Raw genomic sequence first — 25,773 nt, 5'->3', positions numbered from 1 at the left:
CTCGGGTGGCGCATGGTCTGTCACTGTTCCTGCGGCGGATCTTGCCGCCTTGTCTGACGGTGTCACCATTCCGGTCACGGCAGACGTCTCCGACACGGCGGGAAATCCGGCGATCCAGGCCAGCAACAGCATTGATACAGACTTTACCGCCCCTTCGATCAGCGTCACAGACCTGTCCGATGGCGCCGTCATGAATGCCGTGGAACAAGGCACAGACCTGACTGTCAGCGGTACCTCTGACGCCGCAGACGGCACGGTTGTCACGGTCGAAATCGCCCGACCCGACGGAACCGTGGATGTCACGGGCACCGCTACGGTCAATAGCGGCAGTTGGAGCTATACAGCCTCGGCTGCAGATCTTAGCGCATTGCAGGATGGCGTATCATATGATGTCGATGCTTCGGTAACAGACGCGGCAGGCAACAGCGCGCAGGACACCACAAGCTTTGCCACCGATTTCACTGCTCCGAGTGTGACTCTCGACCCCTTGCGGATTGGAACCGAATTGGACGTGACCGAGCAGGGCAGCGACCTCACGATCTCGGGCACAACCAGTGCCGAGGATGGGCAAACCGTCTCCGTCAGCCTGAATGGCCAAACGTATACTGGCACCGCGTCGGGTGGTTTCTGGTCTGCAACCGTTCCTTCCGCTGATCTGGCGGCCCTTGCAGACAGTACGGGCTATCCGATTTCAGCCAGCGTAACCGATCAGGCCGGAAACCCGGCCACCTCGGCGACCATCACATTGACCACTGACCTTCGGCCCGTGTTGGCCATAAACCCCGTCGGTTCAAACGGCGCTGTGTCGTTGGCCGACGCGCAGGCGTCAGGTGTAACCTTATCGGGCACATCTGCGGGACTAAGTGCAGGTCAGGCGGTGGACGTCACCCTGAACGGCAGCCCCATCGGTTCTGCAACGGTCGCCGCAGATGGAAGCTGGTCTCTGGCAGTACCTGCCTCGGATTTCTCGGGGATTAACGCAGGTGACGACCTTGATTTCTCCGCCGACGCAACTGTTACCGGCGGTCCGGACCCCCTGACCGCAAACGATGACAATACGGCCCATGAACCAGCCGCCTATGTCGTCACACAGGCCGGAATCAGTGGAAACACTGTGACTTTCGAGATCTACGCAGATGCGGATCGGGATATCTCAAGCGGTCTTGCAATGACGGCAGAGCTGGGCTTTGACCCATCCGTCGTAACCTTCGACACTGGGTCGGATGTGGGCAACGGGGCATTCGATTTCTTCGTGTCCAACCCGATCGGAGGGAACGTGATCCGCTTTGCCGGTGCAGCAACCACCTTCACGGATCTGAACCAGCCTCTGGTTACATTCGAGATGACCGTTGTTGACCCAAATCAGCCCATCGAGTTGACGATCACGACCCCGGATGGCGGTCCAAGCGTCTACCAGATTGGCACCAGCGGTGACGACACCTTGGTAGCCTCTGATTTGGATAATTTTATCCGCGGTCAAGACGGTGATGATGCGATTGACGTTTCGGACGCTGGGCGCGACGTCATCATATTCGAAGCTGATCCAGCCGCAAACGGCGTCGATACAGTGACAGGCTTTACAATTGGCACCGCGGCCGAAGTGTCTGATGCCGTGATGTTCAGCGGCCTAAGCTTCGGAACACTTCGCGGAGATGGCACCGATGTCGAGACACTGGCCGTCGGTGACGCCATCGGCGCAGATACCGGGGTCGTCGGTCTGACTACGGTATTGGGCGACCTGTCTGAGAACACGATCGAAACTGCAGTTGAAAGCCTGACCGGGATTCAAACTGGCGACGAGATTTACGTGATGGCGACGGATGGGACCGACAGTGTGCTGGTCAACGTCGACTATACCGCCCCGAACTCTGCAACGGTTGAAACCGTGGCGCAATTCTCCGGATTGGATGACCTAAGCGGTCTGAGTGCGGACAACATCCTGCACACCGACCCCACCGGGGCCACAGCCTGATCAGAAATTCGGCTGCCGCCGCTTCTGGCGGCAGTCACTCTAATCACGGGGTAAAAATGGCGCAGAATGGCCTGGTTCCAGTCACCTTTTCCCGGCATGGGCGGCGTTACTGGACACGTTTCATGTCTTACCAATTCGCGGCCAATCGCGCTGAATGCGCAATTGTCTTTCAAGAAGCTCAACAAGCGGCTGCCACTTTTCCCATTTTGTTCAAGAAAACAGCCAGAGGTTTTGAGCCAACCGGTATATTGTCCGTTCTCAAAGATAGGCCTACCCCATTTGTATCGCAGGCGGGCCGGTGGCTTGCCGCCTATGTGCCCTCAGCTTTACGTTGCTATCCTTTTCAGGCCGCACCCACCGGTCGCAAAACGGCAGACCAGGCACCTCTGTTTCAATTAAATGTGGATGAATCCTCTGGGTTGCTAAGCGACGACCCAAAGGACGAAGCATTTTTTGACAATACCGGAGCCGTTTCACCTGCTTTGCGTGAGGTGAAAATCTTTCTTCAAGCCCGCGCTGCGGCCTGTGAGGCAACCCTGGCCCTGTGTCAGATCATCGATAGTCTTGGGTTGTTCGAATTAATTGCGTCACATGATGGGATACCCCTGCCGCCGGACAAGTTTGGGGTGTCAGTCCAGCGGCTCAAGACTTTGTCGCAGGTTGAAAAGCTGAAACTGGTCGATTCGGGTGCTCTTTTCTTGATCCACGCGCATCAGATTTCACTGTCACATTGCGGGTGGTTATCCCGGGCTCATCAACAGCTTGCACAGCAAAACCCGCAAGAAAAATACACGGAAAATTCAGATATTTCCGGTTTCCTCTATGCCATGGCCAACGCTCAGAATGACGACTTTCTTGGAACCAGTGGGGTGTGAAACACCTATGCCAATACATGATCGCAAAGTAAAATTTGCAGCTTTAATCTGTCTCGCCGCGTTGTCTTCGGCTTGCACGCCCGCACCCGAACTGACGGGGGTTGAAATGTCGCTTTCCCGTGGCTCAGTGGGCGCGGGCGCGAACGCTCCTTCATCGCGGCTTGCGCAAAGTGCATTTGGTCAAAAGGTCCGGGTCGCTGTCGAATCCAACCCCGACTTGGCGCAGAGCGCAACTCGACTTGAAGTCGCTGCTGCCAATGAGGACGCCGCCAAAGGGGCGTTCTTACCGCAAGTGTCCATCGGCGTAAACGCACGATCCGAGCGCATTGAATCGGATATTGCTGACGTTACCCCCTATTTGCGAATTTCGCAGCTAGTCTATGACGGCGGCGCGGCCTCGAATGACCTGGCTGCCGCAAAAGCCCGCGTGCTTCAAAGCCGGGGCGACCAGTTGCAAACCGCAGCGGCAATCGCGCTTTCGGCAATCGAGGCCTATGTTGTGGTTCTTGACAGGCGGAAAATCCTGGGCATATCGGAACAGAACGTGTCGGCTCACGAAGAAATGCTTCGCCAAATAGCCGAGCGAACCGCGCAGGGTGTAGGTTCAAATGCGGATGTTCTGGCGGCCCGCTCTCGCATGGCTGACGCGCAGACAAGATTGGCGGATGCTGAGGCCAGACTAGATCGTGCGGATGCTCAGTTTCGCGAATTTTTCGGCTCTGCCCCCGGGGTATTGCCCCCTCCGGTTGCGGCCCCAAAACTGTCGAGAACTGATGCTCAGATCGTGATGGACAGCCCACAGGTTCGGCGGGCGGATGCAGCGCTGCTATCCGCAAAGGCCGAGCAGGCTGCTGCTCAATCCCGGCGCCAGCCTGGCGTTCAGGTTGCAGCCTTTGCTGATCGGGATGATAGGAATGACGCGAATTTCGGCGTCGACCTGTTATTCAATTACGAGATCGACAGCACAGGACAGCGCCGCGCTGCAATTGCGGCGGCAGAGGCACAGGTCAAAGAGGCTGAATTCACACGAGAATCTGTAATCCGGGACATACGGCGAGAGTTGGAATTTGTTCGCTCGGATCAGCAAGCTGGCGCAGTGCGGCTGCAGGCCGCCCGCATCGCAGTGCAGGCCAACGCCGACAGTGTCTCAGCAGCACGCGAGCAATTCACAATAGGACGGCGCAGTCTGATCGAAATCCTGGACGCGCAACGAGATTATGTGAACGCTCAGGAAAGATTGATCCTGGCTGAGCAGAATTTTTTCCTGACCAACTATGCCGCGCTCAGCCTCACTGGTGACATTCTGGACCTTCTGGGGATTTCATCGGCCAAGTGGGGTGAGGGTCTATGACACAACTGCTGCCAATTTCACGAGACCCCGAGCTTACGCCTTTGGAAAAATGCCTGTTGCACGTCGCGGCTCAATTGGATCGGCCGATGACAAGCGCCACTTTGTATGCCGCGCAATCAGGAACGACCGGGGAACTTACCCTCCGTGACGCTATCGAAGTGGCACAAAGGGCTGGTTTGCAGGCCGGATACGGCAAACGAAAGCTGCGGGATTTCGACACCCAACTGGCACCAGCGCTTTTGCTGTTGCAAGACAATAAAGCCGTTGTTTACCACGGTCGTTCGCCCGATGGGCATCTTTTGATTTTCGACCCTGATCTTGGGGCTGGTATCGGTGAAGTGTCAGAAGATAAGTTGAGGCACATTTACACCGGATATGCCATTCTGTTTCGCCGCAATTATCGCGACGAAGTATCAAACAGCGATTCCTCATATTCCGGGCATTGGTTCTGGTCGGCAATGGCCGCAAACCGATGGTCTTACACACAGGTTATTCTGGCGGCAGCGCTCGCCAATCTGCTTGGCCTTTCAACGTCGATCTTCATCATGGTGGTTTATGACCGCGTTCTACCCAACGAAGCGACTGAATCCCTGATTGCGCTGACCGCTGGCGTCGGCCTCGCACTAGGCTTCGATTTCATCCTAAAGCTGTTGCGCGCCGGGTTCATTGATCGCGCCGGGCAAAAGGCCGACATGCTGATGGGGCGTCGTGTGTTTGACCAGGTTCTGAACATCCGAATGAAGTCGCGTACAGGCTCGACTGGCGCCATGGCCAGCACAGTTCGTGAGTTCGAAACTCTACGCGAGTTCTTTACTTCGGCCACGCTGGTTGCGCTGGTTGATCTGCCGTTTATCGCGCTGTTTATCTTTGTCATCCATCTGGTGGGTGGACCGCTGGCGCTTATCCCGGCCCTCGCGGTTCCAATTGTGTTGCTTGCGGGAATTGCCGTTCAACCAGTGTTGGCACGCCTGGCAGAGGAAAGCTTCTCAGACGGGCAATCCAAGCAATCCGTTCTGGTAGAAACGGTTTCAGGGCTTGAGACCATCAAAACCACCGCAGCGGCCAGGCAAATGCGAACCCGTTGGGAAAATGCGATAGAACGACAATCGTCACACGGCGCGCGAAGCCGAACGGTGACGCAGTTTGCCCTGAATCTGACCGGTTTCACCCAACAGGCTGCACAGGTATTGATCGTCTTCTATGGCGTGTTTCTGATCACCGACGGTCAGGCCAGCATGGGGGCGTTGGTTGCCTCGGTCATGCTAACGGGGCGCGCATTGGCCCCGTTGGGACAGCTTGCCCAAACCTTGACCCGCGTCAACCAGGCCCGAAGCGCTTACCGCAGTCTGGATGCCTTGATGCAGGCCGAAAGCGAAAGGCCACAAGGGCGCAATTGGGTAAGCAGAAACGGCTTCGAAGGCCGGATCTGCTTCAAGGATGTTCACTTCGCCTATCCCGATCAGACCGAGGACACTTTGGCTGGCGTGTCATTTTCAATTGAACCGGGTGAGAAGGTCGCGATTTTGGGGCCAATCGGCTCGGGTAAAAGTACAGTGGCCCGGCTGTTGCTTGGACTTTACCAGCCGCGCTCGGGGTCGGTTCTGCTGGACGGGGCAGATATCCGGCAGATCGACCCTGGTGATCTGCGTCGAAACGTTGGGTCGATCCTACAGGATATCTGGCTGTTTTCTGGCACGGTACGCGAGAACATAAACAGCGGCACCGTCAGGCCACGCGATCAGGACTTGATCCATGCTGGGAAGGTGGCCGGGGTCGAAGATTTTATTGCTCATACCCCCAATGGATACGACCTGAAACTGGCGGAGCGGGGCGAAGGTTTGTCCGGCGGTCAGCGGCAAGCCATTGCTTTGGCCAGGGCACTGGTCGGACGACCTCCGGTCCTGTTGCTAGATGAACCGACCAGCGCGATGGATGTAAAAACCGAGACCGAAGTGATCCGTCGCCTGAAACAGGCAACGCAGGACACGACGATGGTCATCGTCACGCATCGCACCAGCCTTCTGGAGCTGGTGGATCGGGTCATTGTGATCGAAGGCGGGCGCGTGGGCGCAGACGGCCCGAAAAGCTTGCTGGCCCAACACGCCCGCAAAACACAGGGGCACCTGAATGTCGCGGCATCCTGATCTGGCCACACTCGCGCGTGAAATACGTGGACGCTCACCGTTACGTGGATCTCTGCTTTTGTTGGTGATTTCGTCCTGTCTCATCGCGCTTGGACTGTGGGCCCATCTCACCGAATTGGACGACGTGACGCGCGTTGACGGTCGGATCGTGCCTTCGGCTGACATTCAGGTGATCGAAGCCACTGAACCCGGCGTATTGCAATCCCTGAAAATTCGGGAAGGGCAAGTGGTTGAAAAAGGAACGCTGCTGATGGAGTTCGAAACCACCCAGATCGACAGTCAGCTAAACCAGGAACAACAGCGTGCATTCGGGCTGATGGCGCGCACCCAACGTTTGCAGGCAGAAATTGACGGGACCGAACTGAGGTTTTCGCCGAACCTGATCAAAGGGTCCCCCGAGGTCGTGCATTCGGAAACCGCGCTGTATCAGGGGCGCCAATCCGAATTGCGTGCTGAAATCGCAATTCTTGAAAGGCAGCGCCAGCAACGCCAACAGGAATACGAGGAAGGGCTGGTGGATCGTGTGACAGCAGATCAGACGCTTAAGTTGCTGGCCGAAGAACGCGCGATGATGCAGCCACTGGTGGAAAAGAAAATGGAACCAGCCACAACGCTTTTAACGCTCCGCCGTGGTGAGGCCGAATGGGAAGGCCGCAGAACGCGGGCCGTGGCCGCGACCAATAGGCTGAGAACTGGTCTAGACGAAATAGACGACCGCATCCGCGCAACGCGCAGCCGGTTTCGCAGCGCCGCGCTGACTGATCTGGCGCTGGCGACCACAGAGCTTGCGGCGTTGCAACCAATTCTACCAGCACTGCGCAACCGGGCCAATAGAGCACAGGTGCGATCGCCGGTTCGGGGTATCGTGAACCGGGTGCATCGCAGCACAATTGGGGGATTGGCCCGCAGTGGAGAGGAATTGATTGAAATTGTGCCCTTGAACGACACCTTGCTTGTCGAAGCCTATGTGCGGCCAGAGGACATTGCCTTTCTTCACTCAGGGCAGCCGGTCAAGGTCAAGATCACAGCCTATGACTTTGCCCGTTATGGGGCTTTGAACGGTCAAATCACGCGCATCGGTGCAGACACGATCACGCGGTCCGAACGTAATGACGAAGAAGTTTTTGTCGTAGAAATTGAGACCAGCAACTCGATGCTGGATGCCAATGGTCTGGCCGTCGAAATCATCCCCGGCATGATTGCCGAGATTGACATTCTGTCGGGCAAAAAGACGGTAATGGAATACCTTCTGCAACCTGTGGTCAAAGTCAAAGACAGGGCACTGCGCGAATAGGTCAAAACGGGCTAAGCCCGGTTATAGGTCCACGTTACTGACCAGATCCTACAGAATGGACGGCTGTCAGGACACCGGTTGTTTGAACTGCTTGTCAAACAATTTCCGGAACACCCCATCGTTCCCGACCAGAGTTTCCAAGTTGCCTTCCTCTATAACCTCACCGTCCTGAATGACAATGATCTTGTCCGCTTCCAACACGGTAGACAGCCTGTGGGCGATGACAATCGTTGTGACATTCTCGGTCAGCTTGTCCAACGCGGTTTTCACAAGGGTTTCAGATTCTGCATCAAGGGCACTGGTGGCTTCGTCCAGCAACAAGATTTCAGACTTTCGCAGAATTGCTCGTGCAATGGCCAACCTCTGTTTTTGCCCGCCAGACAAAAACGCGCCATTCTCACCCACTTGCGTGTCATAGCCGAATTGCATCTTGCTGATAAATTCATGTGCATGGGCGGCCCGCGCGGCTTCGGTCACCTCTTCGTCGGTGGCCTCGGGACGCGCAAATCTGAGGTTCTCCATAATCGAAGCTGAAAACAGGAACGTTTCCTGACCAACATACGAGATCTTTTGGCGCAACGAGGCAAAGCTTGCCCCCTGTAGATCCTGCCCGTCTATTTCAACCGTTCCGCTATCAGGATCATAAAAACGCATGATCAGACCAAAGATAGTAGATTTTCCGCCACCGGACTGACCAACAAGAGCCGTTGTCTTTCCAGCCTCAAATGTCACGTTCATATCCGAAATGACATTAGGGTTTCCCTTGTACCCAAAACTGAGATCCCTTAGCCGAATTTCACCCGGTCCAGGTTCCAGCGGTTTGGCATCGGGGCTTTCCCGCATGGGCTCTTCTTCGTCCAGCAAATCAAACATCAGACCGATCGGAACCAGTGCCGTTTCAATGACAACACGCATTTTCGACAAACGTTTCGCGGGCTCGTATGCCATCAACAGCGCCGTGATGAACGACATCAGCTGACCTGCGGTGGTTGGGCCGCTTCCTGCGATACCTATGGTACTGATCACAAGAACCCCGGCTATGGCCAGGCCCGCCAGAAATTCCATCAACGGGCTAGCGACCGATTGCAGTTTCGAAATCGAGTTCGCCCGTTTTTCAACCGATCTGATAGCCCCATTCATCCGTCCGACCATATGATCTTCGAGAGCAAAGACCTTGATGATCGTAATACCCCCGGACGTTTCCTGAAGAACCTTGATGATCTCGGACAGCGCCGCCATCTCGGACTGCATGATCGAGCGAACGCGCTTGAGCAGGAAACGAACACTCACCAAGGCAACCGGGCCCACAACAAAGAACAGCACTGACAATAAAGGCTGCTGATAGACCATTACGAAAACCAGACCGATCAATGTCAGTAAGTCTCGCACAAAGCTTGTGACAACGACGTTGACCAGCCGTCTGGCCGCCTGAGCCCCCTGCGTCACGCGCATCAAAAGGCCCGAGGATTCGTTTCTGGAGAAAAAGCCCACACCGCGCTTGATCAGCTTGGCATAAAGACGTTCTTGTTGAACGGCAATGATGCGGTTTCCAGCCCGCGCCAAGAACACTGCCTGTACGTAAGATGCAGCCGCCTTGCCGAAAAACAGCGCAATTACAGCCCCGGCAACCAGAAAGACCTGCGAGCGCATCTCAGGCTCGGTCATGGTGTTGACGATGTTTTCCATCATCCACGCGGTACCGGCAGTGGTTGCAGCAACCACAACCATGGCCATCATCGCGATCCCATACAACCAGCCCTGGCTGCGCAGGCTTTCGCCCAGCAAACGGCCGATATGACCGGATTGCCATTTGGCCAAGGTTTTTTTGATCATTCTACTCTCCAAAACCCTTAGCTGTTCCGATACCCGGCAGCGTCATGGTCTTAACCCGCATTGCACCGGCAACCCCCGGACAGGATGGTGTTAGTTATGCGCGACTGCGCCAAGAATCCATAGCCCGTGCGCAGATAATAAAAGCGATGTGTTCCAGCTGACATCAGGTTTAGGATTTTGTCCTATTTTTCGTGTAACGAAGTGGTTTTGCTAAAATATTCACAACATGAGCTCTAGTATAAGACCGCCTTCCAGCTATTGATAGGCGCTTTACCGCCACTCGACGTCCCCCAGAAAAATGTAACCTGCGCCATAGATCGTCTTTATCAGGCGCGGGTTTTTCGGATCTTCGCCCAGCTTGGTGCGCAACCGAGAGATGCGCACATCCATTGCCCGGTCAAAGCTGTCGCCAGCCGCACCGCCCAGTGCCTCTTGCATCTGAGATCGGCTGATCAGGCGTTTCGGGCTGTCCAAAAACAATCGCAGAACTTCCCCCTCCGCATGGCTGAACGGTGTCTCTGCGCCACTGGCATCGATCAGGACATAGCGGTCAAAATACGCAGTCCAACCATTGAACATCGCCACATCCGACTGCGAGGTCTGCTGGCGAGGGGACCGCAATCTGGCCCGAATGCGGGCCACAACCTCGGCCGGGTCGAACGGCTTGGTAATGTAATCATCCGCCCCAAGCTCTAGCCCGGTCACACGATCTTGCACCTGCGCCCGACCTGAGATGATGATCACCGCTGCCCCCTGTTCCAGTGCCAGCCGATGCACCAACGCCAACCCGTCCGTATCGGGTAGGGACAGATCAACCAGGCACACATCCGGCGTCACACGTTTCAGCGCAGCCTCGAATTCCCGCGCCCGGGCAAAACTTTGGGTGCGGAATCCGGCCTCTTCCAGCGCGTCGGTCAGAACACGTCGGATTTCGGGTTCATCATCGACAATGGTGACCAGCGGTTGACTCATCAGGTGCCCTCGGTTCGGATCAGGGCGGACAGCTGTGCCCGCGTAAACGGTTTACTCAGGACCGGCGCCAGTGTCAGCGCTTGCCGGTGCAGCGGGTCAGAATAGGGCAACGAGGTCATCAAAATACACGCCAAGCCTGGCTTCAACTGCGCCAACAGGTCAAGACCCGTCGCCTGCCCTTCCAGTCGGATGTCTGACAGTACCAGCGCGATATCGTCAATATCCGCCGTCAAAGCCAGGGCTTCATCGACCGAGGTTGCCTCGATCACCGAACATCCAAGATCGACCAGCATATCGCGGAACTGCCCGCGCAGATCATCATTGTCTTCGACAAGCAGGACCAGCCCATCCTGCACCGGCGGCGCTGGACGATAGGGCAAACGCATGGCCACCGCTGCGCCCGAAGGCGTGTTGCGCAGGTTCAGGTCCCCGCCTGCCAGTTTTACAGTATCATAGACCATCGGCAGACCCAGCCCCGATCCTTTGCTGCCCTTGGTCGTAAAGAAAGGGTTCAGGGCTTTCTCCAAACCTTCCTCGGAAAAACCCGGTCCGGTATCGGTGACCGCAATCTCAATCCAGATCTCTCCGATCTTATGCGCGCTGATCGTCACCTGACCAAATCCACCACAGGCATCGCGCGCGTTCAGAACAAGGTTCAACAACGCGTCCTGCACCATGCCCGGGTCCAGCATCAGCGCCTCATCCGGCAGAGTGTTGACTACCGACAGGCCGACGCCGCGCGGCAGGGATGGCGAGGCGAGGATGCGTAAGTCTTCCAACAAGCCCCGCATGTCGGTTGCTTTTGGTTGAAATGTTCGGTTGCCGGTCATATCCGCGATCCGGTTCAGCAATTGCCCGCCCCTCAGCGCGGTTTGCTGGGTCGCGGCCACAAGCTCTCGCGCGGCTTCGGACAAATCCATCTTTTCCAACCGGGACTGCATACCCAAAATGATGGTCAACAGGTTCGAGAAATCATGCGCCAACCCACTGGTCATCTGCGCCGCCATGGCCCGGCGACGTGTCTGTTGCAGGGCCACACGCGCCTGCGTTTCCTCGGTAATATCGACAGACATCACATAGACGCCCCCCTCACCATCTGGTGAAAACGACACGCGGATGCGGCGGGAATCCTGATCCTCTGTGAACTCGAACACCGACGTTTCACCGCCATAGGCTTTGAGCAGGTAAGGTTCTACACGGGTAAAGGCCGCAGCACCCAACGCGTCAGATATGTGCATATCCAGAATTTCAGAAGGTCGGCTCGGCATGACCGAGCTGAGCCGTCGGTTGGAGTAATCATACCGCCCGTCCGGATTCAGATGGGCAATATGGGCCGGCATCATCTCGGTCGTCATGCGTGTGCGGGCTTCGATCTCGGTCAGCTGACGTTTGGCCTCTTCCAGCGCGGAGTTGGTCGCCGCGAGTTTCCGGTTGGCTGCCAAAAGCTCCTCGGCGCGGTCCAGCAATTGATCCGACAGTTCCTCGGACCGGGCACGCAGCAGGGCCTCGGCCTGTTTGGTGTTGGTGATATCGGTGTAGACGGATACCCAACCGCCTGTTGGCAAAGGCGCACCTTCGACCGAAATCACGCAGCCGTTGGCGCGCACACGTTCCATGTAATGAGGCTCGAACGCCAGCGCCTGTTGAACCCGCTGTGCGACGGCATCCTCGACATCAGTAACTTCACCATATTCACCGTGCGCAACCAGATAGCGGATCGTGTCGGCGAACAGCGCTCCGGGCTGCACAAGTTCGTCCGGTAGATCGAACATATCCTGAAAACGGTGGTTGCTGACCACAAGCCGCAATTGGCTGTCGTAGATCGACAGGGCCTGACCGATCAGGTTCAGACCCGCACTGGTCATCGACTTTATCTGTTGTTCAGTTATGTCCAAATTCGCCCTCTCCGCGAACCATGCGTAGCACCGGTTTCGTCACAGGTGTATAGGACAGATTGGATCAGTACCGCGGTTTGGACTTTGCCCCATCCGGCGTGATGGAATGCAGCGACAGCGTATGGTCCATGTTTCGCATCCGATGCCGCAACATTTGCCGCCCCAAACGCGCCAGGTCCACCGCATGATCAGTGTTGCTTGCAACATCCTCCAGCTCGCCCTTGCCGTCGTGATCGAAAAGCAACGGCGGCAAATCAGCAGCAAATTCGACCAAAGTGAACCGGTCGTCGCGCAGAATGCCCAAACACGAGTCGCTGTTGCCCGTGCCCAATTGCTGTTGCCACAACGTAGGGTTTTCGGGTTCCGAGAAATCAAGCTCGCTAAAAGAATAGCCGCGCCAATCCTCAGGTACTTCGCCACGCATAAGCGGCAACAAGGACCGGCCATCCATCGCATTCGGAACCGTCTGACCAACCCATTCGAGGATCGTCGGGGTTATATCGACCGACTCGGTTGGCGCAGACACTACCTTGCCCGCCTGAGATTCATTACCCGGCAACCGGATCATCAGCGGCGTATGATAGGCCGCGTCATAGACTGTCATCTTGCCCCAGCTGTGCCGATCACCCAGCATCTCGCCGTGATCGGCGGTGATCACCAGCAGCGTATCGTCGTATTGCCCGCTGTCTTTCAGGTACTGGATAACACGACCGACATGATGATCCACTTCGGTTGCCAGCCCCAGATAGACCGAGCGCAGCGTCTGGATATTCTCAACCGTGGGGTCAACGTGATCGAAACCCAATACGAAATCCGCCGCCGTCTGCTTGTCCATCGTCGGGCCAAAGAAGGGATGCATCGCCCGTTCCTCAGCTGCTTCAGAGCAACCCGCAGGCAGCGGCAATGACGCCGGATCGTACATATCATTATACGGTGCCGGGGCCACCAGCGGTGGGTGTGGTCGGATATAGGTCAAATGGGCAAACCAGTTCTGGCCCTTGAGCGGGGCAAGACTGTTCAGGAATGTGTCGGTCAAAAAGGCCGTGTCGCTGTCTTCGGCCCGGTACAGGGCCGGATCATTCAGGCGCGGCGCATCTCCGGTCGGTGACACCGGTTTGTGAACGTCCCAGTAATCGTCAAAGCGGTATCCTTTCTGCATCAGGTGGGATCGCCACGGGTAGGATTCCTCCAACCGCATCTCGACGATTTCATCAAACCCGGCCATCGGGTTCTCATAGGATTTCAGAACTGGGTCACCTGCGTCATGCACACGCGGATCTGCCGAGGTATCGGTATAGCCGAACAGCATGGGCAGGTAACCGGCCTTACGCATCTCGGTCGCGATATTGGGTGTGTCGTGCCGCAGCGGTGTGCCATTGCGGACCGAGCGGTGATTCATCGCATACTGCCCAGTCAGGATCGAGGCCCGCGAAGGCCCGCAAGGATTGGTGACCGAAAAGTGGCGGTCAAATGTCACGGCCTCATCCATGAACGCCCGCATGTTCGGCAGATCGACGTGATCCGCAAGGGCACCGTTCAGGCAATCTGCCCGCAACTGATCAATAATGATGAACAGGACATTTCCCGCGTGCTTCATGACACTTACCTTGATTCCAACGAGGCGTTTCCGCTGCAGACTGTGACTTGGTTCCGTGGTCGCGGCAAGCCGTTCATCGCGCTGATATTTGAGCACGCTTTTTTTCGTATCACGTACAAAAAACAGTCATTTAAGGGGATGGCGCACATGGCTAGCGTCAGGCGGACCCAAATTGTCACACCCCTGCTATGGTATGACGGCAAATCTGGTCACAGCGTAAAAATCCGTTGCAGCACAACGTGGTTTCACATCACATACGCCCATGACGCAGCCCATGATACATTCGGAACATGACGCCGACGGCGTCTGCCTGCGTATTTCGGGTGAAATGCTCACCAAATCTCTGGCGTCAGTAGAACAGGCTTTTGCCTCAGCTCAACCCCAGGGTGGCAACGTCACGTTTGATCTGTCTCAGGTCGAGGCGCTGGATACTGGTGGCGCATGGCTGGTTGCCGATTTGGCCCGGCGAAACAGGGCCGTAGGCGCCGAGGTTCGGTTCGAAGGGTTAAGCCCAGCTCAGTCCGCCCTGTTGGACACTGTAGCCAAGAACATACCTGACGATTCTGGTATCGAAGCGGAACACCGCAGTTTTGTTGATTGGGTCGCCAGCGTTGGTCAAGGCACGGCGGGGGCTTGGAAAGACACCCTTTCAATGCTGGGCTTTCTGGGCCTGACCCTGCATCGGTTGGCCCGCACCATTATTATGCCATGGCGGCTGCGACAGGCAGCGCTGGTATCTCAGATGGAGGAAACGGGTTTTAGGGCCATCCCGATTGTTGCCCTGATGGGGTTTTTGATCGGCGTTGTACTGGCCTTTCAGGGGGCCACTCAGCTGAAACAATTCGGGGCCGAGATTTTCGTGGTCGAACTGATCTCGATCTCGGTGCTGCGCGAGCTGGGCATCCTGCTGACGGCCATCATAGTTGCGGGCCGGTCCGGGTCGGCTTTCACCGCGTCAATCGGATCGATGAAAGTGCAGGAAGAGATCGACGCCATGCGAACGCTGGGCCTCGACCCGATCGAAGTGCTGGTGATCCCGCGCGTCGTCGCTTTGTTGATAATGTTGCCGATCCTGGGTTTCATTGCGGATATGGCCGCCCTGATCGGTGGTGGTTTGATGAGCTGGATCGATCTTGGCATCAGCCCCGGAATGTTCGTGACGCGGCTGAAGGAAAGCACCGGCATCTGGCATTTTGCCATCGGCATGATCAAAGCCCCGTTTTTTGCCGTGGTCATCGGCGTTATCGCCTGTTGGCAGGCAATGCAGGTCAAGGGATCGGCCCAGAGCGTCGGCCAAAGAACAACAGCCTCCGTTGTGCAGTCGATCTTTATGGTGATTGCACTGGACGCGCTGTTTTCGATCTTCTTCTCGGTGTTGGAGGTCTGACATGGACGGGAGCGTGCTTGAAAAGACCTCGGAAACCGGCGCTCAGCGCGAGGCAGTGATCCGCGTGCGCAATCTGACTAACCAGTTTGGAACGCAGGTGGTGCATCAGAACCTCAACCTGGACGTCTGGCGCGGTGAAGTATTGGGCATCGTTGGCGGTTCCGGCACCGGCAAGTCGGTGCTGTTGCGCACGATTGTTGGGCTGAACAGACCCGCCGCAGGCAGCATCGAAGTATTGGGTGTCGACGTCCTGAACGGGCCCGAACAGGAACGTCGCCGCATCGAACGGCATTGGGGCGTGGCCTTTCAGGATGGCGCGCTGTTTTCGTCTCTGACAGTTTTGCAGAACGTCATGGCCCCGCTGCGCGAACACACCGGGTTAAGTGAAAAGCTGATGTGTGCCCTTGGCAGCCTGAAGATCAGCCTTGTGGGTCTGCCACAACTGAGCTGCGGTAAGTTTCCGTCAGAACTGTCCGGGGGTATGCGCAAACGCGCAGCCTTGGCCCGCGCACTGGCACTGGACCCCGAGATCGTGTTTCTGGACGAGCCCACCGCCGGGTTGGACCCGATCGGGGCGGCGGCTTATGACGAGTTGATCGGCGAGTTGCAGCACGCGTTGGGGCTGACCGTGTTTATGGTTACGCATGATCTCGATAGCCTCTATGCCATTTGCGATCGTGTCGCAGTGCTAGCCGAAAAACGCGTTCTGGTTGAAGGACGGATTGAAGAAATGACCAAAGTCGACCATCCTTGGGTGCAGGAATACTTCACCGGCCCCCGGGCGCGCGCGGCGCAAAAGAAGGGGCAGGACAGGTAGAGGTCATGGAAACCCGAGCGAATTATATCCTGATCGGCGCCTTCACCCTTGCGGGTATCCTTGGCGCATTCGGCTTTTTCCTATGGTTGGCGAAATTCGAGGTGTCGCGGCAATACGCCTATTATGATGTACTATTCGACAACGTATCTGGCCTGTCTGCGGCAGGTGGCGTCAGCTACAATGGTCTGCCGGTCGGTCAGGTTATTTCGCTGAATCTGGACGAGGACGATCCGTCCAAGGTACGGGTCAGGCTTGAGGTCGACGCAGACATCCCCGTAACCGAAGACACAATTGCGCAGTTGCAATCACTGGGTGTCACGGGCGTTAGTTACGTGGAACTGACCGGCGGGTCCGCCAGTGGCACAAAACTGCCACAAGACAGTGTGATTAAAAGCAAGCGCAGCGCCATTCAATCGTTGTTTGAGGGCGCCCCGAAGGTGCTGGACGAGGCCGTTACCCTACTGGAAAACCTCAATGCCGTAGTCGATGACAAGAACCGCAAATACGTCAGCGACATTCTCGACAATCTGGCTTCCGCTTCAGGCAAGTTGGAAAAGACGCTTTCGGATTTCGAAAACCTGTCGACGGACCTTGGGGGCGCCGCCAAAAAGCTTGGCGATTTCACAGATCGACTGGATCAGTTGGCCGACACCGCCGAAACGACCCTGACAACCGGCACGGATACGCTGAAAAGCGTGAAAACCGCATCGGACTCGGCAACCGCAACTCTCGACAGCGCCAAGGTCACAATCGAAACAGCGGATCGCATAATTCAGGAAGATATTCGTCCCTTCATCGAACGCGCCACAAACCTGGCCGAGAACCTGAACGGTCTGACGAGCGAGGCCGAAGTCTCGCTGGCGACTATCACCGAGACATTCTTGAATGCAAATAAAACGCTGGGGTCAATCACGGGTGCGATGGACACGGCAAAAGGCACGCTGACCTCGGCAGAACGTGCCTTTGACTCGGCCAACAAAGTCATAACCGAAGACGTCGGCACTGTAATGAACGACATCCGTACAGCCGCAAATGAGGTATCCGCGACTGTGAAGAACGTCACCCAACGTCTAGACGACATATCCGCCGATATCCTGAGCGCATCGAAATCAGCCTCGGAACTGCTGGGCACCATCGACGGTATCGTCCAGGACAACCGCCGTCAGTTGTCCGATTTCCTGCGGGTCGGTCTGCCGCAGTTCACCCGCTTTATCGAAGAATCGCAACGACTGGTCATCAGCCTGGATCGTCTGGTGGATAAGGTCGAACGTGATCCCGCGCGTTTCCTTCTTGGAACCCAAGCATCGGAGTTTCGCCAATGATTAGGCATTTACTTGTGGTTCTCGCCCTGGTGTCGCTGGGGGGATGCGCGGGGCTGGGAACGCTCAGGCAGGCATCAAAGCCTAATGATTTGTACTTGTTGACACCAAAAAGCACGTTTTCGTCTTCGTTGCCGCGCATTCAAAAACAGGTCGTGGTGCAGGAACCAACGGCCACCGCAGCCGTCAACACCGATCAGATTGCTATTCAACCCACACCGTTGCAGGTCCAGTATCTGCCTCGGGCGCGTTGGGTGGACCGCGCGCCGCTGATCGTTCAGGCGCTGCTGGTGGAAAGCTATGAAAACAGCGGCAAGGTGGCTGCCGTTGGTCGTTCGACCGTTGGGTTGCGCGCGGACTATGTCATCGTTCCTGACTTGCGGGAATTTCAGGGCCTTGTGATTGCCGAAGACGACGGATCGTCAACTGTACGGGTCGAAGTTCGAATGAATATCAAGATCATCGACGAGTTCGAAGACAAGATCATCGCGTCAGATTCCTTCCGGGAATATGTGGTCGCCGCCAGCGATAAAACTCCTGATCTGGTCCGAGCGTTCGATGATGCGTTGGGCAAGACCATGCGGGATGCGGTGGAATGGAGTGTGCGCAAGATCAACACCCACGCCGCGAATAATTCTGATCGATTTTAGGGTAGGTAAACGGGCGCTCTTAGGTTTCAGCGCCCGCATACCGGTTTCATTGAGACAATGTCTGGGCCAAACGCATCAATGTGATGGCTTCGGCACGATACCCGAACGGGTCCTCACCCTTTGCCTCATTTGCAAGCGCAATCGCATCCGCATAGGACCACGAGCCCAAATATTCTCCGCCGCGCAACAACTGGCCAAAGCCCGCAATGGCGTATGAGAATTCCACATCTTCGGTCACGGCCCCTTGCCCCGGCAGGATTGGATGCTGGATCAATTGGCTTTCCGCAGCCCCAGGAGTTTTGTACCGCAGTTTGAAAAATCCGATCTCGTCCGACCCCTCGGACACCGCTTGTTCCGCATAGCGTAAGGGACCATTTCGGATGGCGTCCGACCCCACAGGTGTCACTTCGTAAATCGCAGTCACCGTATGACCGGCCCCGATATCGCCCGCGTCCACCTTATCGTTCGCGAAATCTTCGCGCTTCAAAGCACGGGTTTCATACCCGATCAGATGGTATTCGGCGATCTGCGCCGGGTTGAACTCAACCTGTATTTTGACGTCATTGGCAATCGGAAACAGCACGCCGGTCAGCTGATCAACCAGAACCTTGCGTGCCTCGCTTAATGTATCGATATAGGCCGCCTGCCCGTTCCCATTCTGCGCCAGCGCCTGCATGGTCGCATCGTCCAGATTTCCCCGACCAAAGCCCAGAACGCTTAGAAACGTGCCGCTGTCGCGTTTTTGGGCTATGAAATCTTTCAAAGCGTCCGGGTCCGACAGGCCAACATTGAAATCACCATCCGTGGCCAGGATAACGCGGGTGACCTCGCCATCCTCAACCATGCTTTCCGCCACCTGATAGGCCTGCTGCAACCCGGCCTGCCCGGCGGTCGAACCCCCGGCCTCCAATTGGTCCAGCGCGTTTAGGATTTTGGACCGTTCCGACGCCGCCGTCGGCTCCAGCACTTGCCCGGCGCCGCCCGCGTAAGTGACGATTGACACCTGATCTTCGGGCCACAATTCCGATAGCATCAGGCGGAAAGATTGTTTCAGCAGCGGCAGTTTGTCGGTATTTTGCATCGAACCCGACGTGTCGATCAGAAACACCAGGTTCAGCGGTGGGCGATCTTCGATCTGCGGAAGCGCACCCTGTATGCCGATATGAACCAGTTGCGTGCCTTCGTTCCAGGGTGTTGGGGTCACTGAAATCGAAGGCCGGAACGGCACATCACTTTCGGGCGCGGGATAGCTGTAGGGGAAGTAATTCACCATCTCTTCAACCCGCACCGCATCTTTCGGCGGCAACTGACCGCGCATCAATGAGGATCGGACAATCGAATATGAGGACGTGTCGACATCAATCGAGAAGGTCGACACGGGATCTTCGGCCGTGACCTTCAATGGATTGGTGTCGGCGTTGGCAAAATCTTCGGTATTTTGTTCGGGTGCCAGAACAACAACGCGTTGGTCCAGCGACGGCACCAATGGTTGGGAACCTCCAATTAATCCGGAACTGGAATAGCTCTCACTTGTCGCACCCAGGCCACCGGTTTGTATTTTACTCGATGCATTGGGACGCGATCGAGGCGCGATCGAGTCCTCCATCACAACAGGCGCTTCGACCACGGGTTCTGAAACCGCGCTGTCGGGAACGGCGAAAGACAATTCACTGTCCTGATCCGCCTCTTCTGTTTTGGTCCGGGATTCAACGTGTTCATCGTTCGGTAGTGGGGATGGGCTCAACATGTAATCCCGCGTCTGCGGTAGGATCGCCACCAAGGCCACGGCGGCGATGGCTGTAGTTGCGGTCAATGCGCCGCGATGCGTCAAGACATTCAACATGGACTTCGCTCCTTCTGTCAGGCGGGCTATTGGGCCTCGCTTGACAGTCGGACGCGCGCCAGATTGCAATCCTTGGGCGTGGGCGAAACTTTTCTGCGCCTGCTGCAGATTTTTCACCCGACGCTGCGCATCCGGCGCGGGGGTGGCGGCATTCATCAAGGTTTTGAAATCTTCAAGATCGTCTGTCATTGAGCCAGCTCCTCTTGCCGCAAGGCCCGCAGGCGTTTGCGGATATCCGACATGCGCCAAGACACTGTGCCCTCAGACACGCCCAGTACCTGTGCCGCCTGGGCATGAGTCATTTCATCCTCAAGCGTCAGGGCCAAGGTGTCCTGCAATTCTTGCGGTAACGCGCGCATGGCCCGTTGTAGCCAGTCGACGGCTTCGGCGGTTTCCGCCGCTTCCGCCCGGCGCATCTGCTCGACATCGCCCCACCCGACCGCAGCTCGGCTGTGACTGGCTTGCCGACGGCGCGCGTCTTCGGCGGCGTTGACGACAACACGATACAGCCAAGTGGTGAATTTGGCCTGCGCCCGAAACCCAACAATCTTGGTTGGTAAGGCAGCGCAGATATCCTGTGTCAGATCCTCGGCCTGATCCCCGCGCCCACTCAACCGAAAAGCCAAACGAAATATTCGGTCGTAATGGCGCGCAAGAAGGGCAGCGAACGCATCCGCGTCCCCCTTCGCGGCAGCTTTGGCCAGATCCTCATCCGAAGTTGTCATACGCATCACGATGAGTAAGACGGACCAGAAAGGTCAATCCTTGGCGGCGGGTCGAAAAAAATTAAAAATGACTTGCCGATGCCATTTTCCAATCCGCAGCAAAGGCTTCGGGGGGGGTATCGGTCAGCAAGGCGCCTTCATCAATAAAAGTGTACATTTCGGCATAGGATCGCTCGTGTTCATCCGCGTTACGACAGCGGATATCGCTTGGATGCAGGTCAGAGACTTTTTCTTTACCCATAGCTCCCAAAAGCTCTCGAAAGCTTTCCAGCGTGGCGTCATGAAAGCGCTGCACCCGAACGCGTTTTTGCGGCACGTTCACTGCCCGTCCTCGGACCGGGTCTTGTGTGGCGACACCCGAAGGGCAGCGGTTCGTATTGCAATGCAACGCCTGTATGCAGCCAACCGCAAACATCATCGCCCGCGCCGCGTTGCACATATCAGCCCCAAGCGCAAATTTCTCGACCATGTCATAGCCCGTGGCCACCTTGCCCGAGCAGATGATCCGCATCTTGTCGCGCAAACCAGCGCCACGCAGGCAGTTGTTAACAAAGATCAACGCCTCGTTCAGGGGCACGCCGAGGCGGTTGGTGAATTCAACCGGAGCCGCCCCGGTGCCCCCTTCGGCACCGTCAATGGTAATAAAGTCGGGCAAAATTCCAGTTTCCAACATCGCCTTGCAGATCGCCATAAACTCGGAAGGACGACCAATGCACAGCTTGAAACCGACGGGTTTTCCGCCTGACAATTCACGCAGGTGCTGAACGAAATGCATCAAACCCGTCGGGCCTTCAAAGGCCGAATGGATGGGAGGAGATATGACGTCCTGATGCTCGGGTACGTGGCGGATTTCGGCGATTTCCTTATCCACCTTGGCCGCAGGCAGAACCCCGCCATGGGATGGTTTCGCGCCCTGCGACAGTTTGATTTCAATCGCCTTGACCACATCTTTTTGGGCTTTTTCAGCGAATTTATCCTTATCGAACGTACCTTCGAGCGTACGGCATCCAAAATAGCCCGTACCGATCTGCCAGATGATATCACCGCCCTCGGCCAGATGGTGCGGAGACAACCCACCCTCACCCGTGTTATGCGCAAACCCGCCATCTTTGGCACCGCCGTTTAACGCCCGGATCGCATTGGCGCTGAGTGCGCCGAAACTCATGGCGGATACGTTCAGACGCGAGGCATTATAGGGTTTGGTACACTGGGGTCCGCCCAGCATGACCCGTTCCTCACTTTCGGCCACCTCTTTGGGTGCAAGTGAATGGTTGGCCCGGTGATACCCTACGGTCATGATGTCGAATTGTGTGCCAAAGGCCTGTGTATCCATCTGCCCCTTGGCGCGGGAATAGACCAGGCTGCGGATGATACGGTTATAGGGGCGCCCGCTTTCGTTGGTCTCAACAAAGTATTGGCGGATTTCCGGGCTGACGAATTCCAGCATGTACCGGAAATGCCCCAGAACCGGATAATTGTTCAAAACGTTATGCTTTGTGGTCAGCATGTCATACAGGCCAACCACTGCGTAGGGGATCAGCAGGACCAGTAACCAATGCGCCGGTGGCCAGTACAGCCCCCACAACACAGTCAGCGGCAAACACACGTAGCTGAGGAAGTAATAGAGTTGACGTACAATCATTTTGCGCTCTCCCAAGGTGTTGCCAAACCGGCTAATGGCAAGCGTGGATCAATTCGGCTTTTGATTGCAAGCGTTTGAACCAAACATCACGCGATCAGGTTAGATTACGAAACAGGCAGAATACAGAGCCACTGTTGATCCCCCTTGCCCCAATAGGTATGCCAAAACAAAGGTGAAATTGGGCAGGAATCCAGGCCGTGACACAGACCCGACCCGCCGTCCGGACCACGGCCATCATGTTCGCTGCCGTTTTCGTAGGGGGCGCTGCGGGGTCGTTGCTGCGCGAGGCGCTCTCGGCCCAGATCCCCGGCGCTCCGATTCTGACGGCCACGTTTGGGATCAATATTGTGGCCTGTTTCATACTCGGTTGGCTTTATGCAGTGCGGCATCGCGTGCATGCGCATGTATTGCATCTGGGTGCGGTCGGGTTTTGCGGTGGTCTGTCTACGTTTTCCTCATTTGTGGCTGAGCTGGAGCGTATGGCGGCAACGCATCTTTGGGGCGCTATTTCAGCTGCTGGTCTGGAAATCGCGGTTGGCCTTGCTGCTGCTATTTTGGGCGAGACTATCGGACGGCGGTTCCAAGGGCAGAGGTCAGCAAAATGACCGAGCTGTATCTGCACGCCATGTTCGGCCTGGGCGGCGGTCTGGGCGCAGTGCTGCGCCATTGGGTCTCTCTACGGGTTCGCCACGACCTGCCGTTTGCAACACTGATTGTAAATGTTCTGGGCAGCCTGCTTCTTGGTCTGTGGATCGGTTTCCTGGGTGGGCCAGTCGATTTGGGCGAAGAAGAAAAACGGCTGGTCTTCGGGTTCTGCGGCGGGTTCACCACTTTCTCAAGCTTTGCCTATCAATCGCTGGAGTTGCGGCGGCAACGCACGATTGCGCTGGCGGCGGGGAATATTCTACTTAGCCTGATCTTGTGTTGGCTTGCCTTGTTGCTGGGATTGTTCCTGACACACTAGTGCGCGGGAACAGCAGACTGTGTGCCTGGCTTAGGAGCGCGGCAGAAAAACAGCAAAGGAATCGTCGCCAGGGCCAGCAAACCCAGGTTATTGAAAACGGTCAGATATGAAATCAGTTCAGCCTGCTGGCTGATCGCTTGCCCCAGTATGGCAGCGCCTTGCGCACTGTCGGGCGTCAGGCCAAGCGGTTGTAGATAAGCCTGCGCAGCCGGGTTGTAGGGGGTCACATTCTGGCCAAGCACAGCGGTATTCGTCTGCAACCCGCGCACCACCCATGTCCCAACAAGCGAAATTCCAACCGACGACCCCAACTGACGGGTCACGTTGAACAATCCAGACGCTTCGTCCTGCCGGGTTTTTGAAATACTCTCGAACGCCAGAATCGACATGGGCACAAAGACCAACCCCATACCCAGACCGCTGACGGCACCCGGCCAGGCCAGCTCCCAAAACCCCGCATTCATATTCAGCGCGCCCATCATGAAGTTGCTTACCGCCGTCAACGCCATGCCCAGCCCGGCCAGAATACGCGGATCAAAACGATGCACCAGCACAGCGCCAGTCACCACCATGGACAGACCCGCCGTAATACCGCGCGGAATGAACAAATGACCTGATGCGATGACCGGATAGTCCAGCAGGTTCTGCACAAAAGTTGGCAGGATCGCGATGCCTCCGAACAGCGAGATCGCAAACCCTGCGATGACCAGATTGCACAGGGCAAAATTCCGGTCCGCGAAAAGGCGTAGATCAACGACCGGGCGTTTCGAGCTGAGCGCATGAACAACAAACCCCAACGCGCCCAGGACCGACGCGATCAGCGCCACCTGTATCACACGAGAGGTCAACCAATCCTTGGTTTCCCCCTGATCCAGTATGTATTGCAAGCAACCAATGCCGATGGCCAGCAACGCCAGACCGATCCAGTCGATCTTGACCTCTTCGGTTTCATCATCCGGCAGCTCTCCGGCCAGCAACAGCAGGGCCATGGCCGCCACCGGCAGGTTTACGAAAAACACCATTCGCCACGAGAAATACTCGGTCAGGATGGCCCCGACTGTCGGCCCCAAGACGGGGGCAACCACGACGCCCAGACCAAAAACAGCCATCGCCTGCCCGCGTTTTTCGCGGGGATAGGCATCAAACAGGATGGATTGCGACAACGGGATTAGGAACGCACCGAACATGCCCTGCGCCAGTCGGAAGAAGACGATGGTCTCAAGGCTCCACGAGAGGCCGCACATGACGGACATAGCGGTAAAGCCCGTGATGGCGGTCAGGATCAGCCGTCGCCGTCCGACCCGGCGGGAAACAAACCCCGTCAGCGGCATGACCACGACAGCCGAGACGATATAGCTGGTCAATATCCACGTTGCCTGATCGGTCGTGGCCCCGAAAGCGGCCTGAATATGCGGTAGTGCCACATTGACAATGGTGCTGTCCAACACCTCGAGTATAGCGCTGAGAACAACGGCGATCACAATCACCGGATTGACGCGGCTGGCCGCCGATCCCGTCATTTTTCTGCCTGATCGACGGTCGTGTCCACAGTCACTTTGCTGCTGCCACCCACACGCAGGGGCACATCGGTCGGATCAAGTTCTACGCGCACCGCAAAGCGCCGGGTGACCTTGACCCAATTGCCGCTGGCATTCTCGGACGGCAAAAGCGAGAAAGTATCCCCCGAGCCGCGCCCGATCGAGGCGACCTTGCCCGTCAGCGTCACACCCGGCAGCATGTCGATCTGAACCGTAACCGGTTGGCCCGGACGAATGCGCGGCAGAGCGGTTTCCTTGAAATTCGCATCCACCCACCAGTCCGAAGCCTCGACAATCGAAAACTGCGGCGCATTGGCGGCCACCGCTGAACCTGGCCGCAAGGTCAGGTTAGCAATCCAACCATCCGCCGCTGCATAGACTTTGGTCCAATCCAAATCCGCTTTTGCAATCTCAAGCTGCGCGCGTGCAGAAAGGACGTTGTCCTGCTTTGCGGCCACACTGCTTTGCAGAGCCAACAGCGCAGCCTGGCTGGCGGTCAGCCGGGCCGAGGCCTGCGCGAATTCCGTCGTCGCCTGATCCAGCGTGACCTGCGCCACGTCCCCGTCCGAGTATAACGCCTTGTTGCGTTCAAAATTACTTTTGGCCGTGTCAAAGGCCGACTGAGCGGAATTTACAGCCGCTTCAGCTGCTGAAATCTGGGTGGAAATGGTTTGAACCTGTTGTATGGCGCTGTCCAGATCGGCCCGTGCTTGATCGACGGATGCCTTGAATTGCGTTTCGTCAATGGCGAACAGCAGATCCCCTGCCTTAATCGGCTGATTTTCCGTGATCGGAACCTCGGCCACTTGCCCGGTAACTTGTGCTGCCACGTTGATGATATTCGCACTAACATACGCGTCATTCGTTGAAGGGTAACGCTCTTCATGCCGCCAAAACAGGAACAGTCCTGCACCGATAGCAGTAAGCATGGCTGCAACGGCAAGGGCTTTCATAG

General features: G+C 56.7%; 20 protein-coding genes. 11 read left to right on the top strand and 9 right to left on the bottom strand.

The window, feature by feature from the left end; translation table 11 throughout:
• The 5 genes from ACR0B8_RS14500 to ACR0B8_RS14480 form a co-directional block, all read left to right on the top strand.
• A partial coding sequence (locus ACR0B8_RS14500) for an Ig-like domain-containing protein (RefSeq protein ID WP_480686153.1) occupies positions 1–1,972 on the top strand: 1,972 nt, incomplete at its 5' end.
• Positions 1,973–2,028: 56 nt separating this feature from the next.
• Complete coding sequence (locus tag ACR0B8_RS14495) at positions 2,029–2,847, top strand: SapC family protein (RefSeq protein ID WP_226689407.1); 819 nt, start codon at positions 2,029–2,031, stop codon at positions 2,845–2,847.
• Positions 2,848–2,953: 106 nt separating this feature from the next.
• Positions 2,954–4,198, top strand: a complete 1,245-nt coding sequence (locus ACR0B8_RS14490) for a TolC family protein (protein ID WP_480658776.1) — start codon at positions 2,954–2,956, stop codon at positions 4,196–4,198.
• Positions 4,195–6,342, top strand: a complete 2,148-nt coding sequence (locus ACR0B8_RS14485) for a type I secretion system permease/ATPase (protein ID WP_480658778.1) — start codon at positions 4,195–4,197, stop codon at positions 6,340–6,342. Before ACR0B8_RS14490 ends, ACR0B8_RS14485 begins: the two co-directional genes overlap by 4 nt.
• Positions 6,326–7,636 carry an HlyD family type I secretion periplasmic adaptor subunit gene (locus tag ACR0B8_RS14480; RefSeq protein ID WP_480658780.1) on the top strand — a complete coding sequence of 437 codons (1,311 nt, stop codon included), beginning with the start codon at positions 6,326–6,328 and terminating at the stop codon, positions 7,634–7,636. The genes ACR0B8_RS14485 and ACR0B8_RS14480 overlap by 17 nt, the downstream gene beginning before the upstream one ends.
• A 66-nt stretch (positions 7,637–7,702) precedes the next feature.
• Here the strand turns inward: ACR0B8_RS14480 and ACR0B8_RS14475 are convergent, their stop codons facing one another.
• The 4 genes from ACR0B8_RS14475 to ACR0B8_RS14460 form a co-directional block, all read right to left on the bottom strand.
• Entirely contained in the window at positions 7,703–9,469 is a 1,767-nt protein-coding gene (locus ACR0B8_RS14475; protein ID WP_226689411.1) for an ABC transporter ATP-binding protein, read from the bottom strand.
• A 270-nt stretch (positions 9,470–9,739) separates the two neighbouring features.
• Complete coding sequence (locus ACR0B8_RS14470; protein WP_226689412.1) at positions 9,740–10,441, bottom strand: response regulator transcription factor; 702 nt, start codon at positions 10,439–10,441, stop codon at positions 9,740–9,742.
• On the bottom strand, positions 10,441–12,306 hold the full coding sequence (locus ACR0B8_RS14465) for a hybrid sensor histidine kinase/response regulator (protein WP_226689413.1): 1,866 nt from the start codon (positions 12,304–12,306) through the stop codon (positions 10,441–10,443). Before ACR0B8_RS14465 ends, ACR0B8_RS14470 begins: the two co-directional genes overlap by 1 nt.
• A gap of 94 nt (positions 12,307–12,400) precedes the next feature.
• Complete coding sequence (locus tag ACR0B8_RS14460) at positions 12,401–13,933, bottom strand: sulfatase-like hydrolase/transferase (RefSeq protein ID WP_226689414.1); 1,533 nt, start codon at positions 13,931–13,933, stop codon at positions 12,401–12,403.
• Positions 13,934–14,207: 274 nt separating this feature from the next.
• Here ACR0B8_RS14460 and ACR0B8_RS14455 point away from each other — a divergent pair, with 274 nt between their 5' ends.
• The 4 genes from ACR0B8_RS14455 (at position 14,208) to ACR0B8_RS14440 (ending at position 18,106) form a co-directional block, all read left to right on the top strand.
• A complete protein-coding gene (locus tag ACR0B8_RS14455; RefSeq protein ID WP_226689415.1) occupies positions 14,208–15,320 on the top strand; it encodes an ABC transporter permease in 1,113 nt (370 codons plus the stop codon).
• Position 15,321: 1 nt separating this feature from the next.
• Positions 15,322–16,137: an ABC transporter ATP-binding protein gene (locus ACR0B8_RS14450; protein WP_170349998.1), complete on the top strand. Its 816-nt coding sequence runs from the start codon at positions 15,322–15,324 to the stop codon at positions 16,135–16,137.
• 5 nt (positions 16,138–16,142) lie between these two features.
• Positions 16,143–17,459, top strand: a complete 1,317-nt coding sequence (locus ACR0B8_RS14445; RefSeq protein ID WP_170349997.1) for an MlaD family protein — start codon at positions 16,143–16,145, stop codon at positions 17,457–17,459.
• A 95-nt stretch (positions 17,460–17,554) separates the two neighbouring features.
• Complete coding sequence (locus ACR0B8_RS14440; protein ID WP_254428493.1) at positions 17,555–18,106, top strand: ABC-type transport auxiliary lipoprotein family protein; 552 nt, start codon at positions 17,555–17,557, stop codon at positions 18,104–18,106.
• A gap of 46 nt (positions 18,107–18,152) precedes the next feature.
• Here the strand turns inward: ACR0B8_RS14440 and ACR0B8_RS14435 are convergent, their stop codons facing one another.
• The 3 genes from ACR0B8_RS14435 to ACR0B8_RS14425 all read right to left on the bottom strand — a co-directional run bounded on the left by ACR0B8_RS14435 (position 18,153) and on the right by ACR0B8_RS14425 (position 22,316).
• Positions 18,153–20,138, bottom strand: a complete 1,986-nt coding sequence (locus ACR0B8_RS14435; protein ID WP_226689416.1) for a vWA domain-containing protein — start codon at positions 20,136–20,138, stop codon at positions 18,153–18,155.
• Positions 20,135–20,674 (bottom strand): RNA polymerase sigma factor, encoded by a 540-nt coding sequence (locus tag ACR0B8_RS14430; protein ID WP_170361811.1) that lies wholly within the window; start codon positions 20,672–20,674, stop codon positions 20,135–20,137. Before ACR0B8_RS14430 ends, ACR0B8_RS14435 begins: the two co-directional genes overlap by 4 nt.
• 61 nt (positions 20,675–20,735) lie before the next feature.
• Positions 20,736–22,316 (bottom strand): FMN-binding glutamate synthase family protein, encoded by a 1,581-nt coding sequence (locus tag ACR0B8_RS14425; protein WP_170349993.1) that lies wholly within the window; start codon positions 22,314–22,316, stop codon positions 20,736–20,738.
• A gap of 197 nt (positions 22,317–22,513) precedes the next feature.
• On the opposite strand from ACR0B8_RS14425, the gene ACR0B8_RS14420 reads away from it, so the two are divergent.
• Both ACR0B8_RS14420 and ACR0B8_RS14415 read left to right on the top strand, forming a co-directional pair.
• Positions 22,514–22,921: a fluoride efflux transporter FluC gene (locus tag ACR0B8_RS14420; RefSeq protein WP_226689417.1), complete on the top strand. Its 408-nt coding sequence runs from the start codon at positions 22,514–22,516 to the stop codon at positions 22,919–22,921.
• Complete coding sequence (locus ACR0B8_RS14415; protein ID WP_170361810.1) at positions 22,918–23,280, top strand: fluoride efflux transporter FluC; 363 nt, start codon at positions 22,918–22,920, stop codon at positions 23,278–23,280. The genes ACR0B8_RS14420 and ACR0B8_RS14415 overlap by 4 nt, the downstream gene beginning before the upstream one ends.
• Here the strand turns inward: ACR0B8_RS14415 and ACR0B8_RS14410 are convergent.
• Both ACR0B8_RS14410 and ACR0B8_RS14405 read right to left on the bottom strand, forming a co-directional pair.
• Positions 23,277–24,800 (bottom strand): DHA2 family efflux MFS transporter permease subunit, encoded by a 1,524-nt coding sequence (locus ACR0B8_RS14410; RefSeq protein WP_170349991.1) that lies wholly within the window; start codon positions 24,798–24,800, stop codon positions 23,277–23,279. The genes ACR0B8_RS14415 and ACR0B8_RS14410 overlap by 4 nt on opposite strands.
• Positions 24,797–25,771, bottom strand: coding sequence for an HlyD family secretion protein (locus ACR0B8_RS14405; RefSeq protein WP_226689418.1), 975 nt, complete (start codon positions 25,769–25,771; stop codon positions 24,797–24,799). The genes ACR0B8_RS14410 and ACR0B8_RS14405 overlap by 4 nt, the downstream gene beginning before the upstream one ends.
• Positions 25,772–25,773: the final 2 nt, after the last annotated feature.

It is taken from the genome of Ruegeria sp. BH6 (assembly GCF_056538105.1).
The sequence above is the reverse complement of the archived record's forward strand: the minus strand, read 5'-3'. Positions and strand labels throughout refer to the sequence as shown.

Bases quoted from the DNA above. Each gene is read 5' to 3' on its own strand.
- ACR0B8_RS14415 (WP_170361810.1), top strand. From the start codon at position 22,918: ATGACCGAGCTGTATCTGCACGCCATGTTCGGCCTGGGCGGCGGTCTG.
- ACR0B8_RS14475 (WP_226689411.1), bottom strand. From the start codon at position 9,469: ATGATCAAAAAAACCTTGGCCAAATGGCAATCCGGTCATATCGGCCGT.
- ACR0B8_RS14430 (WP_170361811.1), bottom strand. From the start codon at position 20,674: ATGACAACTTCGGATGAGGATCTGGCCAAAGCTGCCGCGAAGGGGGAC.
- ACR0B8_RS14455 (WP_226689415.1), top strand. From the start codon at position 14,208: ATGATACATTCGGAACATGACGCCGACGGCGTCTGCCTGCGTATTTCG.
- ACR0B8_RS14425 (WP_170349993.1), bottom strand. From the start codon at position 22,316: ATGATTGTACGTCAACTCTATTACTTCCTCAGCTACGTGTGTTTGCCG.
- ACR0B8_RS14480 (WP_480658780.1), top strand. From the start codon at position 6,326: ATGTCGCGGCATCCTGATCTGGCCACACTCGCGCGTGAAATACGTGGA.
- ACR0B8_RS14460 (WP_226689414.1), bottom strand. From the start codon at position 13,933: ATGAAGCACGCGGGAAATGTCCTGTTCATCATTATTGATCAGTTGCGG.
- ACR0B8_RS14450 (WP_170349998.1), top strand. From the start codon at position 15,322: ATGGACGGGAGCGTGCTTGAAAAGACCTCGGAAACCGGCGCTCAGCGC.
- ACR0B8_RS14495 (WP_226689407.1), top strand. From the start codon at position 2,029: ATGGCGCAGAATGGCCTGGTTCCAGTCACCTTTTCCCGGCATGGGCGG.
- ACR0B8_RS14465 (WP_226689413.1), bottom strand. From the start codon at position 12,306: ATGACCAGTGCGGGTCTGAACCTGATCGGTCAGGCCCTGTCGATCTAC.
- ACR0B8_RS14490 (WP_480658776.1), top strand. From the start codon at position 2,954: ATGTCGCTTTCCCGTGGCTCAGTGGGCGCGGGCGCGAACGCTCCTTCA.
- ACR0B8_RS14410 (WP_170349991.1), bottom strand. From the start codon at position 24,800: ATGACGGGATCGGCGGCCAGCCGCGTCAATCCGGTGATTGTGATCGCC.
- ACR0B8_RS14470 (WP_226689412.1), bottom strand. From the start codon at position 10,441: ATGAGTCAACCGCTGGTCACCATTGTCGATGATGAACCCGAAATCCGA.
- ACR0B8_RS14405 (WP_226689418.1), bottom strand. From the start codon at position 25,771: ATGAAAGCCCTTGCCGTTGCAGCCATGCTTACTGCTATCGGTGCAGGA.
- ACR0B8_RS14445 (WP_170349997.1), top strand. From the start codon at position 16,143: ATGGAAACCCGAGCGAATTATATCCTGATCGGCGCCTTCACCCTTGCG.
- ACR0B8_RS14435 (WP_226689416.1), bottom strand. From the start codon at position 20,138: ATGACAGACGATCTTGAAGATTTCAAAACCTTGATGAATGCCGCCACC.
- ACR0B8_RS14485 (WP_480658778.1), top strand. From the start codon at position 4,195: ATGACACAACTGCTGCCAATTTCACGAGACCCCGAGCTTACGCCTTTG.